9 protein-coding genes are annotated in these 11742 nt (G+C 61.2%); 2 read left to right on the top strand and 7 right to left on the bottom strand.

What is annotated here, in order from left to right; all coding sequences use genetic code 11:
- From cyoA to MHM84_RS12080, 4 genes are all read right to left on the bottom strand, one after another.
- The gene (gene cyoA, locus MHM84_RS12065) at positions 1-972 is read right to left on the bottom strand and encodes a ubiquinol oxidase subunit II (protein ID WP_239266469.1); all 972 of its coding nucleotides are present in this window, start codon (positions 970-972) and stop codon (positions 1-3) included.
- Positions 973-1490: 518 nt separating this feature from the next.
- The gene (locus MHM84_RS12070; RefSeq protein WP_239266471.1) at positions 1491-1811 is read right to left on the bottom strand and encodes a glutaredoxin; all 321 of its coding nucleotides are present in this window, start codon (positions 1809-1811) and stop codon (positions 1491-1493) included.
- 82 nt (positions 1812-1893) lie between these two features.
- The gene (locus MHM84_RS12075; RefSeq protein WP_239266473.1) at positions 1894-2109 is read right to left on the bottom strand and encodes a CsbD family protein; all 216 of its coding nucleotides are present in this window, start codon (positions 2107-2109) and stop codon (positions 1894-1896) included.
- A 111-nt stretch (positions 2110-2220) separates the two neighbouring features.
- On the bottom strand, positions 2221-3564 hold the full coding sequence (locus tag MHM84_RS12080; RefSeq protein ID WP_239266901.1) for a hypothetical protein: 1344 nt from the start codon (positions 3562-3564) through the stop codon (positions 2221-2223).
- Between the two features lie 202 nt (positions 3565-3766).
- Between MHM84_RS12080 and MHM84_RS12085 the strand changes: the two genes are divergently transcribed.
- The gene (locus MHM84_RS12085) at positions 3767-4573 is read left to right on the top strand and encodes a DnaJ domain-containing protein (protein ID WP_239266475.1); all 807 of its coding nucleotides are present in this window, start codon (positions 3767-3769) and stop codon (positions 4571-4573) included.
- Positions 4557-4976, top strand: a complete 420-nt coding sequence (locus MHM84_RS12090) for a hypothetical protein (RefSeq protein WP_239266477.1) — start codon at positions 4557-4559, stop codon at positions 4974-4976. The genes MHM84_RS12085 and MHM84_RS12090 overlap by 17 nt, the downstream gene beginning before the upstream one ends.
- 19 nt (positions 4977-4995) lie before the next feature.
- On the opposite strand, the gene MHM84_RS12095 is transcribed toward MHM84_RS12090, so the two are convergent.
- From MHM84_RS12095 to MHM84_RS12105, 3 genes are all read right to left on the bottom strand, one after another.
- Positions 4996-5682 carry a ThuA domain-containing protein gene (locus MHM84_RS12095; RefSeq protein ID WP_239266479.1) on the bottom strand — a complete coding sequence of 229 codons (687 nt, stop codon included), beginning with the start codon at positions 5680-5682 and terminating at the stop codon, positions 4996-4998.
- A gap of 102 nt (positions 5683-5784) precedes the next feature.
- Positions 5785-9135 carry an ammonium transporter gene (amt, locus tag MHM84_RS12100; protein ID WP_239266481.1) on the bottom strand — a complete coding sequence of 1117 codons (3351 nt, stop codon included), beginning with the start codon at positions 9133-9135 and terminating at the stop codon, positions 5785-5787.
- Positions 9136-9416: 281 nt separating this feature from the next.
- Positions 9417-11714 (bottom strand): mechanosensitive ion channel family protein, encoded by a 2298-nt coding sequence (locus tag MHM84_RS12105; RefSeq protein ID WP_239266483.1) that lies wholly within the window; start codon positions 11712-11714, stop codon positions 9417-9419.
- Between the last annotated feature and the right edge of the window lie 28 nt (positions 11715-11742).

Raw genomic sequence — 11742 nt, forward strand, 5'->3', positions numbered from 1 at the left:
TTACTCCGCTACCTCTGCGCTCATGGCGACGTCGTGCCCTTCGCCATGCTCGTCCTGTTCTGCCGCATGACCACCACCATGGCCGCCATGACCGCCACTATGCCCCGGCTGGACAGCCGTGCCGTTCTTGAAGCTCATTACGATGTTGTCGTAGAGCTCGGCCGGTACGTTCGAGAAATACTCGACCGGATGACCGACGGACGGTGCCGCAAGCTCTTCGTAGCCCTGCTCGAAGGAGAGCGTCTCGGACGACTGACGCACCTTCTCGACCCAGGCCTCGAACCCTTCCTGCGAAGTGGCTTGTGCTGCGAAGATCATTTCCGAGAAACCGGCACCACTGAAATTGGTGGAGCGCCCCGGATAGATGCCCTCTTCGTTCGCGATCAGATACAGTTCGTTGTCCATACCGGCCATGGCATAGAGCTGGCTGCCCAGGCGCGGGATCATGAACGCATTCATCACCGTGCCGGAGGTGATGTTGAACTGCACCGGCGTATCGACCGGGAATGCGACTTCATTGACGCTGGCGATGCCCAGATCGGGATAAATGAACAACCATTTCCAGTCGAGGGCGACGACATCGATCTCCATCGGCTCGGTGCCTTCCTCGGCATCGATAGGCACGTTGGGATTGAGCGAGTGAGACGTCTGCCAGGTAATGATCGCCAGGAAGGCAATGATCACTAGGGGAACGAACCAGACGATTGCCTCGATGACGTTGGAATGGGCCCAGTTCGGTGTGTACTTGGCCTTGTAGTTGGTGTTGCGGTAACGCCAGGCAAACAGGAACGTCATCACGATGACCGGGATGACCACGATCATCATCAGCCAGAAGGCAGTGATGATCAGCGACTTGATCTCACTGCCGACTTCCCCTTTGGGATCCATCAACGCCATGCTGCAGCCACTCAATAGCAGTGGCAGGATCAGCAATGGCAACGCTTTGAAAAAAATGAGATTTTTTATCCTCATTCTACGGCTTCGTTCAGGCATGGAAGTGGCCATCTAATGCACCTAAGCTAATGATTAGCAGGCTATCAAGCTGACTTATCTGGATCGGATGTTGTTCCGCCTTCCTGGCGACACCCGCACGAGGGTTCACTCGAACGACGCATCCCGATACGTGAACACGCCATTGGACGGACCCGCTTCGTTATGGGAAGGAGTGAAGAGGCCGCCAAATCGAGAGAGCGGCGAATTGTCGCGTAATCGGTGCGACACAAAAAGGGACTTTTTGTCGCAGGTCAAAGTTGTCGGATGGACAAAAGACTCGCCATGTTTTAGGAAGCGATGGCGCTCACGTCATTCGTCAATACCAAACCAACGATCCCGCTCGCCACACCGAGCGGGATCGCCGTCATGATGAGCAGTGGGTTAATGAGGGAAGGTCGCTACCAATAACAGAAGACGATCACCAGGGCGACGGCGCAGCTGCCGTACAGAGCCTGGCGGGTCTGGGTCAGCTTGTCGCTGGCATGCACGGCCACGCGTTACGACACGTTTTCGAAGCGCCGACGCAGGTAACGATTGATGTCCTCGGACTCGTACATCCAAGTTACCTTGCCCTGGTCGTCAGTGATCTTCAGGCATGGCACCGTGGCGCGCCCACCGCCTTCGATCTGTTCCTTGCGATAGTGTGGATTGCGACTCACATCGCGCAATTCGATAGGTAGGTTAAGCCGGTCGATTTCACGCCGAACCTTTATACAGAATGGGCAGGACTGGGTTTGGTAAAGAGCCAAGCCCTGGCTCAGTCTATCCACTTCGGCCTGATGCTCGGCCGAGCGTTCCTTCGCCTTGTTTCCAAACATGACTGCTCCGTCCTTACCTAGGGCAGGCGCCAACCGGCCCTGCCCCACAGGATGCTGTTATCGAAACCGACACATGTCGCGCTTACCGGTTAGGATCGTCCGACCGCCCGGCCTGGCTTCCCGACTTCAGGGAGTCCTTCAAATCCCCTTTGGCCTGCTTGGCATGGCCTTTCGAGGTCTGGGCCTTGCCTTGCGCCTCGGTGTCCCGATCCTTGCCAGCCTTGCCAAGCGCTTCCTTGGCCTTGCCGGCCGCGCGCTCGATCATGCCTTCCGATTTGTCCGTCTTGGAATCCTTCATGCGACACCTCCATTGTCTGACTGGCGTTGCGGTCGGAAAAACTCCGCCCGCCTCAATCAGCGTAGCATGTGTGGCTGAGAGTCAAGCTCACCGGAATGAAGGCTGTCCCGACTAGGTTACCGCTTCGATGTCGATGATCCGCGAACGGCTCATGACGATTTTCCAGCGCTGAATCGTTGCCTGGCGATCTCCCTGTGCCTGCCTGGCTACCAGATTGATCAGGTAACGCTTTTCGACGGTTTCACACGCCACTTCCCCGTCGATGAGCCGGTAGACGTCGTGTGCGCCCTTGTCCATGAGCTTGGCGAGGACATCGAGATCGAGGAGCAGCGTTTCGCGGACCTCTTCGTAACCGCTCAAAAAACGGGTCGGCGACATACGTGAACTGCTGCCGTAGTGCAGCACGACTTCTTCGCGCTGAGTGACGTTGGCGCGACGTGCCGCCAGTACGTCATCGTCGAGCTTATGCACCCGCTGGTAATCGAACCATTCGAGCTGGCGCCCGACGAGCTCGCCGCTGTTGGCATCGAAGTAGTGTCGCCGCCACTTTGGCCGCCCCTTGCGCAACCAGCGCCACAAGGTATTGCGCAGGTCATCCTTGAAGACCTCGCGCAGCGCATAGATAAGCGCCAGCACGAAGACGAACAGGGTGGTCAGATGACTGAGCACGTGGTTGGCCTGCAACACCATCAACGTGACGAAGATCATGACGATCGCCGTGGCCGTGCCCTTGACCAGTTTTTCCTCACCCTGGCCCAGCTCCTGAATCTGGGCGCCCAACGTGACCGGATGCTCGATGAGGCGACGCAGCAGGCGCATCTTGTTGGACATGCGTTCGGGGTCCTGAAGCGCATGGCTGGAGTTGTAGTTCTGCGCGTAGCGATAGGCGTTTTCCGCTTCGCATATCTCCAACAGTCGCTCGCGGACGGGTTGGTAGTCTTCGCTGGTGGGCAGGCTGACGATCAGCGATAACAGACGCTGTTCGGTGGCCCAGGACAGGTAATTGTCGATATTGACGTAGTATTGCAGCATGCCGTCGTCACCGGGCGTGTTGCGCCGCAGCCGCTTGAGAATGCCCAGCGCCAGTTCGACCAGTTCCTCAAGCTGGTCGAGCTGGGTTTCCTCGTCGGCGTTCAGCACCTCGCGTGTCGAGGCTTCCAGCGCCACGATGTACTGATAGGCATACAGGCTGAGGCTCAACCGGTATTGCTCGCTGGACAGCTTGCCCCGGCTGGCCAGGCGGCTGTGTACCAGGGGCAGGTGGTGCTTGTCGCTATAATAGGTACGCTTGACGTGAATGGCGTTATGGTAGAACTCGCTTTCCGGCACCACATGCGTCGTCAGGCCCAGTTCACCGGGCACGAAAAGGTAGAGGTCCAGCTTATGCGAGGTTGCCTCACGCAACCGCCGCGATATCTTGATGTTGAAGCCATCTTTATTCTCGACGCTGATCACGTTGCTGCCGATTCTCCAGTCCACAGGATTCATGACGATTGTGCCACTGCACGTGGACAGTCATTGCCCGGAAACGTGCTGCATAGCGAGCGCTTTTCGTTGCACTTTTCTCACAAGAGCGGCTGCCGACAAATGCCGTGGGCATTGGGTATACTGCAGCGTCCTCGATCATAACAACACGCTGGATTTGCCGGAGTCAGGCATGGCGACAACCCGCTTCACACCGTTCGAATTGCTGCTGCTGAAAAGCAGGAATCAGACGGATACGGCTGCCCTGCTCCTGCTGACCTGGGTGGCTGCCAGCAAGGACGGCCTGTCCGAAGCGGATCGACAACGCATCGCCGCCATGTCGGCCAGCATGCGGCATGGGCACGACTGCCAGGCGATTCTCGACATCGGCTCACGCCAGGACCTGGACGCCATCCAGCTCGCTGCCGAAGTGCTGCAGAAGGACCGTTGGGGCACCCAGGCCTCACCGTTCTTGCGGCAGGCGATAGAGATTGGCGTCACCGAAGGCAAGCTGGCTGCGGGCACCAATCATATTCTGCGATTTCTGGCCGACCTGCTGGGCACGTCCCCGCAGCAGTTCGCCCAGTTGTATCGCGACGTCGCCGGCAAGCCCTTCGATAGCCCCGAGGACCCAAGTCGCGAAGCCTACTGGCAAGCGCGCGAGCATGCCCGACAACAGCAGCGCTCGCAATCCGAACAGCGCCAGCATGAGCAGCAGTCGCACCACAGGCAGCGTCATTCGCAGAATCATGCCGGCGGCTCCCGGCAGGGCGGCGACCGGTCGCATAGCGCCAAGACCTTGCGCGCCTTGGATATCCTCGGGCTCGATGCCGGGGCGACGCGTAACGAGATAAAGAAAGCCTATCGGCGACTGGCGCAGACCCACCATCCCGATCGCTTCTTTGCGCTCGGTGAGCGGGATGTCGCCTCGGCGTCCATGCGTTTTCAGAAAATCCAGAAAGCCTACGAATACTTGATGCAAGATGCGCGATTTATATAAACGCCTGGGCATCGACCAGGCCGCCTCCGATGCGGAAATCTCCGCCGCCGTCGAGGCCTGTCAGCACACGGCCCTGAAAGCCGAAGCCAGCGTCGTGCTGGGCGTGAAATCACGCCGCGAAGAGTACGACCGGCTGCATGGCCTGCTGTGCGACATCGGCCGGTTACGCGCACGTCTCGGCCTTACCCACGGGCAGTACTGGCTGGACAGCGCCGCCAACGATTTCTCGCTGGCGCCCGATAACGATCACTCCCGTCACGACGCTCTGGTCAGCAAGGTCACGCAGGCCGTGGCACTGCACGACAGCGTGCAACGCTGGCGCCGCCATGCGCCTTGGATCGTCGCGGGCGGGTTCGCGATGATTGCCACGACGACCGTTGCGGTGGGCTTTCTTGCCGGCTGAAGGATCGAGGCCTCTCGATTCAACGGTGCGATACGTCGCGCCAGCCAGACCACTTCACGGCATTCTTCAGGACACGGCGAATCGTCGCATCGTGATAGATGGGAAAGGTTTCGTGGCCGGGCCGAAAATAGAAGATGCGCCCAGCACCGCGCTGATAGGTCAGCCCCGAGCGGAACGCCTCACCGCCCTCGAAGGCACTGACGAAAACGACGTCATCGGGCTTGGGTACCGCAAAGGGCTCGCCATACATTTCCGCCTGTGGCAGCTCGATACACTCCCCGACGCCCTGAACGATGGGATGCGAGGGGTCGACCGCCCATAGCCGCTCGCGTTCGCCATCTTCGCGCCAACGGCCCAGGGAACAGGCGGTTCCCATCAGACGTTTGAAGATCCGGGAAAAGTGCCCGGAATGCAGCACGATCAGGCCCATGCCGTCGAGCACGCGGGCATGGACGCGCTCCACCACGGCCGCATCGACCCGATCGTGGGCAACGTGTCCCCACCACACCAGCACGTCCGTGGCATCGAGCACATCCTGGGTCAGGCCATGCTCGGGCTCCTGCAGCGTCGCGGTGCGTGCCTGAATGCCAGCATCCTCGCCAAGCCCGGCGGCGATGCAGCCATGCATCCCATGCGGGTAGAGTCTGGCCACCTCGGCATCGTCCTGCTCGTGAACGTTCTCGCCCCATACCAGTGCCCGGATCATGCGACCTCCCATCGTTCGCTCGCCCTCACACGCTGTGCGACGGAGCGACACAGTCTCCCTCGCTTGCCTGACAGCATAGCTTCCAGCGATCGCAATGCACGGTCAGCGCGGCATGACCCTGACCTCGCCCAGTGTCTCCAACGGTTTGGGAACATCGATCAGGTAGCCTTGGGCGTAGTCCACGCCCAACCTCTCGAGCTGTCGCATGATCGCCTCGCTCTCGACGAACTCGGCGATGGTCTTGAGGTTGAGCGTGTGCCCGACAGTATTGATCGCCTCGACCATAGCGCAGTCGATGGGATCTTCGTGGATATCGCGGACAAAGCGGCCATCGATCTTGAGAAAGTCGACCGGCAGTTGCTTCAGGTAGCCGAACGACGACAGGCCGGCCCCGAAATCGTCCAGCGAGAACAGACAGCCCAGCGCCCTGAGCTGCTTGATCAGCACTGTTACCCGGGATAACTGGGCGATGGCCACGCTCTCGGTGATCTCGAAGCACAAGGTGCCCGGTGGCAGGCCCGCCCCAGCGACCCAATCGCGCAGGTCCTCGCAGAAGCGCTCGTCGGATAGCGAGGCACCGGACAGGTTGACCGACCACAAGCCGCAGTGGCGATTGCAACGCACGCTGTCGGCCAGCCAGGCCAGCGTATTGCGTACCACCCAGCGGTCGATGCGTGGCATCAGGCTGTAGCGCTCCGCCGCCGGCATGAAGGCTCCCGGAGAGATCACTTTACCCTGTTCCTCGAGGCGCACCAGTATCTCGTAATGGTTGACCTCACGGCCTTTACCCACTGCCACGATCGGCTGGGCATACAGGCGCAGACTGTCGCTATCGATCGCTGCCTGCAGGCGCGGCACCCATTGCAGTTCGCCGCGCCGCTCGAGCAGTACGCTGTCGTCGCGTTGATAGATATGCACGCGGTTGCGTCCGGCCTCCTTGGCCGCATAGCAGGCGGCGTCTGCGGCACTCAGGACGTCGCTTAGACGTCGCACCCCAGTCACCGCCACCAGCCCCAGACTCACTCCGATCGAAAAGGTCCTGCCCTCCCAAACGAAGCGAAAATCGTCGATGGCCTCACGGATCGCCTCGGCGACCGCAAGCGCTTTGTCCAACGGACACTCGAAAAACACGATGCCGAACTCATCACCGCCCAATCGGGCGAGCAGATCAGAGTGACGAATACCTGCACGCAACAACACCGCCACTTGACGCAGTAGCTCATCGCCGGCCATATGGCCGCAGGTATCGTTGACCACCTTGAACTGGTCGAGGTCGAGATAACAGACCACATGCTGGCCCATGCCACGGTCGACAAGGCTCCCCAGCTCGCTCTCGAATTTGCGCCGATTGGCCATGCCGGTCAACGCATCATGGGTGGCCTGATGGTTGAGCTTGCGCGACAGGTCGCGGGTTATCGACATATCGTGAAACACCACGACGGCACCCATGATATAGCCGTTGCGGGTCCGGATCGGCGCTACCGAATCCTGCACGGGGCATTTTTCACCGCTACGCGATACCAGCAAATGCGCTTCATGATGGCTCGGGGGCTGGCCGCCGCCAAGTACCCAGCGAGCCGGGTTGGTTACCGGGCTATCCGTACTTTCGTCGACGAGTTGGTAGATACGGGCGATCGGTTGGCCAACCGCCTCCTCGTGTGACCAGCCGGTCAGGCGCTGGGCTGCGGCGTTGATGAAGCTGACCCGTCCGCCCTCATCGGTAGTAATCACGCCGTCGCCGATGGAGGCCAGTGTCACCTGAGCCAAGTCGCGCTCGCGATGCAGTTGCTCTTGAACCCGCTTGCGATCGGTAATGTCACGCACCATGGCGGCATACTCGGCGTCCGAGCCCGTGGCCCCCTCGCTGAACTGCAGCTCCAGATAGCGCGCGCCCTGCCTGGGATCGTGAATGCGTAGTTCCCGACGTTGCCCGGGCTGCGGCAGATCGCCATTGATCAGCCGACTCAACGGTTGGCCAACCAGCTGCTCGGCGGAGACCCCGAACAGGGTTTCGGCCCCAGGGTTCAAGCCGGTCAGGGTCCCGTCGCTGCGCCAGGTCACGACACCGTCGCGCAGATTGCGTACCAATACCTGAGTACGCGCCATGGCCTTTTCCAAGGCCGACGCGACTCGGTTATAGCTGGCCGCAATTTCTCCGACTTCGGTGAACGGGTCGGCTTCCACGCGTCCATGTACATTGCCGTTGCGCTCATGCTGTCGCATTGCCTCGAGCAGTTCGTAGAGTTCGCTGCGCGCCCCATGTTCGGCCATATTGAGCCCCAGGCGCTCGGCGTCGGGCGACACCCGTAACGGCAACATCCTGCCGGTCACGGTGAAGATCAACCAAGCACCGCCGCCGCTCCACACGGCACAGACCAGAATCCCCAGGCACTGCACCTGAATCTGCTCCCAGCGCGATAGCCCTGTCCCCAACAAGGCCAGATCGCCCATCATGCCGACGGCCAACGTGCCCCAGATACCGGCAACCAGATGCGCGGGTATCGCCCCTACCGCATCGTCGATACGCCAGCGCAGCAACGCTTCGCTGGCCAGCACCATCATTACACCGCTCACCGAGCCGATGAACAGAGCCTGCGGGGCGGATATCGCATGCGCCCCGGCGGTGATCGCCACCAGCCCGGCAATTGCGCCGTTCATGGCATAGGTGACCTCGGCGTAGCGGCGCAGGCGCCAGCCCACCAGCATGCCCGACAACACACCGCCAACGGCACCGAGCACGGTATTGACCAGCACGCCGGGAACCCGTTCGTCGAGCGACAGCGTGCTGCCGCCATTGAAACCGAACCAGCCAAGAAACAGCAGCAGCACGCCAAGCATGGCCAACGGCAGGTTGCTAGCCGGCACCGGCTTGAGCGGCCGGCCTTCGGTGAAGCGCCCTGCGCGGGGTCCAATGTGCAGTAGTGCAGCCAGCGCGACCCAACCACCCAGGCTGTGTACGACCGTGGAACCGGCGAAATCGACGAAGCCCAGCGATTCGAGCCAGCCGGAGTGCTCGCCCAGGGCACTGGCCCAGGCCCAGTGACCGAATAGCGGATAGACGAGAGCGCCAACGACCAGTGTGATCAGCAGATAGGCAAGAAACGGCATACGCTCAGCTACGGCGCCCGAGACGATGGTCGTCGCAGTGGCGCAGAACATCGCCTCGAACAGGAAGAACGTGGCCAGCCAAGCATCTTGGCCAACCTGTAGATGAAGCAGAAAGTGGCTGCCGCCCACCCAGCCACCGACGCTTTCGCCGAACATCAGGCCAAAACCCATGAGCCAGAACACCGCCACGGTGACCGTGAAGTCGGCCAAATTCTTCATGGCCACATTGATGGCATTCTTGCTGCGCGTAACGCCCGACTCAAGGCATAGAAAGCCGGCCTGCATCACGAAGACCAGCATGGCGCCCCAAAGTACCCACAACGCGTCCAGTAACGAGGATTGCATCCACTCAGGCTCCCCAAGGTTACGCTGACGCCTTCCTCCCTGATGGATCAGCGCTGTTGTTCTCGATTTCTATCGTCCTTGGTACCCCAGTTAGCGTTATGCACGCTCCACAAGCGTGCACAACCCGCACCTTCTTGGAGCAAGAGCATCGGCGGCCAATGACCCAGTGGCAGCGAAAGCCCTCGCCGCACACTCCACGGTCATCGGGAGCGGTTGAAAAAGCATTAGCGCATCAAGATATAAGCAAGAGCGATGCCAAACTATCCCCAACCAGCCCTAAACTATCCCTGCATCGAGGCATGATGACGCGGCGCGTCAGGCCCCTGGCTGGTATCGTCGCGGGTCTCCTGGAACTCGCCGCCCGGTTCGGCGTTTTCCATGGTGACGCTCATGCGCGGCATGGCCAGGCTCTGCCCCTGCTCGTCGAGCCGCTGCTTGAGACGTAGATTGAACGCACGCGCCACGTCCCACTGCATGACCGGCGCCGTACGCATACGAATACGCAGCAGCGCCGTGCCCTGCTCGAAGGATTGCACGCCCTGCACTTCCAACGGCGACCAGACGTAGTGGCGCATCATCGGATCCTGGCGCAGGTCATCGGCGACCGAGCGCATCAATTCGATGGCATCGTCGATCTTCATGTCGTGGGGAATGTGAATGCGCATCAGGGCAATGCCGAACTCGCGGGAGAAGTTCTGAATGCCCTTGATCTGGCTGAAGGGAATGATGTGCACGATGCCGTCCAGGTCGCGCAGACGCACCGTGCGCAGGCTGAGACGCTCCACCGTGCCCATGTGGCCGCCGACGTCGACGAAATCGTCGATGGTCAACGAATCCTCGATGAGGATGAACAGCCCGGTGATCAGGTCCTGAACCAGCGTCTGCGCCCCGAAACCGATCGCCAGGCCGATCACCCCGGCACCGGCAAGCAGTGGCGTGACGTTGACGCCGAGGTTGGCCAGCCCCACGATGAGGGCAATCACGATGATGGTGATGAAGATCGCGTTGCGGATCATCGGCGTGATGGTCTGTGCCCGTGCACTATGTACCCGCCGCCCCCGCGACCGGGCCGAGCTGGTCAATGCGCGCTGGATCGCGGTATCGGCGAAGATCCACGCCAGCCAGGCCAGCAGTACCGTCACGCCTACACCCAGCAACGCCTGGCCGATGCGCGCACTGATTGCGCCCTCTTCGCCGATGCCCAGAAACGACAGCCCCCAGACGCGCAGTGACAGTTCGGCGAAGATCGCCCAGAACACGAAGTACGACAGGGTATAGCCGAAGCGCTCCAGCCGGCGCCGGTATTGCGACTTGCGGCGCCGCTGGGTGGTCTTTTCGCTGTGGCGTTGGATGACGCCGTTGATGACCAGGGTCAGTACCAGCAGCGCCGCACAGACGATGGCACGCGTGAAGGCGCCGTCGGCCTCGCCGGCGGAGAAGAAGATGGCCAACAGCGAGGCGCCGATCAGCAGCAACGCCGGTACATGCCAGAGCCGCCCGATGACATTGATGATTTCCTGGCTCGTGGTCTTTTCGCGGCGCTGCGGATAGGGCCGATTGCGGATCAGATGCTTGACCGGACGACGGTAGCGGATCACCAGGCCACCGCTGATGATTCCGGCGAGCACATTGCAGATCACCGAGACCCAGCCGGCCAGTTCGGCGCCCATCTGCTCGATCAGGCGCTCGCTGCTGGCGGCATCGCCCAACGCGGCCAGCGCGCCGATGAAAAAAAGCCGGCTCAAGGCTCCCTGGCGCAGGATGGCCACCGCTACCCGGCGATGCCCGCGGGTAAACAGCGAGATCACCACGTCGAACACCGTCGATAGCAGCCTGCCACACATGGTGATGTAGGCCACCACCAGCACGATGGTACGCGCCGCCTGAGACACTTCGATCCAGTTCAGGGCTGCCAGCATGACCGCAAAGGCCAGCATCCAGGGTAGCGCCTTGCGCAGAAAATGCTCGATCAGCATCCAACCGCGTGGCTCGGGTGGCAAGACTCTGGGCCAGTCGCGACGACGCGCCAGCAGGCGCCCTGCCCCGATCAGCATGAACAGCAGGCCGGCCCATATCGCCAGCAATACGGCGACCTCGGCCGAGTCGCGCAGCAACTCCTCACGACTGATGGAAGCAAACAGCGACTCGAGATCTTCACCGGCACGCAGGGTCCGCTGCGTCCAGATGTTCAGGGGCGCCTGGCCGGCCTGGGCCTGATCGCCATACTCCGTGAAGGAATCGGCGAGTGCGCCGAGCAGCCCTCCCTGTCCCGACTGACTTTCTCCTTGTCCGTTCGCTATCGTTTCACTGGCCTGACGCAATTCCTTGAGCTCGGCGAGCAACTCGCCACGCTGGGCATCGTTCTCCAGGGTCGTAATGACCTGATCGAGGGAGGCACGTAACGCCTGGGGGTCGACCTCGGCCTGTTGGTCGCCAGTGTCGCCTCCGCCACCGGTGAGCCCGGGGAGCGATAGGCCTTGCGCCTGAACCGGCATCGCCAATGACACGGCCAATAGCATGCTCGTGACCAGCAGCAATACTGCCGACCATGGCGAACTCGTCAATCGTGAAACTGGCATGCCACCTCCTGCGGCAGTCAATGTCCTG

It is taken from the genome of Halomonas sp. McH1-25 (genome assembly GCF_022348165.1).
Lineage (GTDB): Bacteria > Pseudomonadota > Gammaproteobacteria > Pseudomonadales > Halomonadaceae > Modicisalibacter.

Bases quoted from the DNA above. Each gene is read 5' to 3' on its own strand.
- cyoA (WP_239266469.1), bottom strand. From the start codon at position 972: ATGAGGATAAAAAATCTCATTTTTTTCAAAGCGTTGCCATTGCTGATC.
- MHM84_RS12070 (WP_239266471.1), bottom strand. From the start codon at position 1,811: ATGTTTGGAAACAAGGCGAAGGAACGCTCGGCCGAGCATCAGGCCGAA.
- MHM84_RS12075 (WP_239266473.1), bottom strand. From the start codon at position 2,109: ATGAAGGATTCCAAGACGGACAAATCGGAAGGCATGATCGAGCGCGCG.
- MHM84_RS12085 (WP_239266475.1), top strand. From the start codon at position 3,767: ATGGCGACAACCCGCTTCACACCGTTCGAATTGCTGCTGCTGAAAAGC.
- MHM84_RS12090 (WP_239266477.1), top strand. From the start codon at position 4,557: ATGCGCGATTTATATAAACGCCTGGGCATCGACCAGGCCGCCTCCGAT.
- MHM84_RS12095 (WP_239266479.1), bottom strand. From the start codon at position 5,682: ATGATCCGGGCACTGGTATGGGGCGAGAACGTTCACGAGCAGGACGAT.
- amt (WP_239266481.1), bottom strand. From the start codon at position 9,135: ATGCAATCCTCGTTACTGGACGCGTTGTGGGTACTTTGGGGCGCCATG.
- MHM84_RS12105 (WP_239266483.1), bottom strand. From the start codon at position 11,714: ATGCCAGTTTCACGATTGACGAGTTCGCCATGGTCGGCAGTATTGCTG.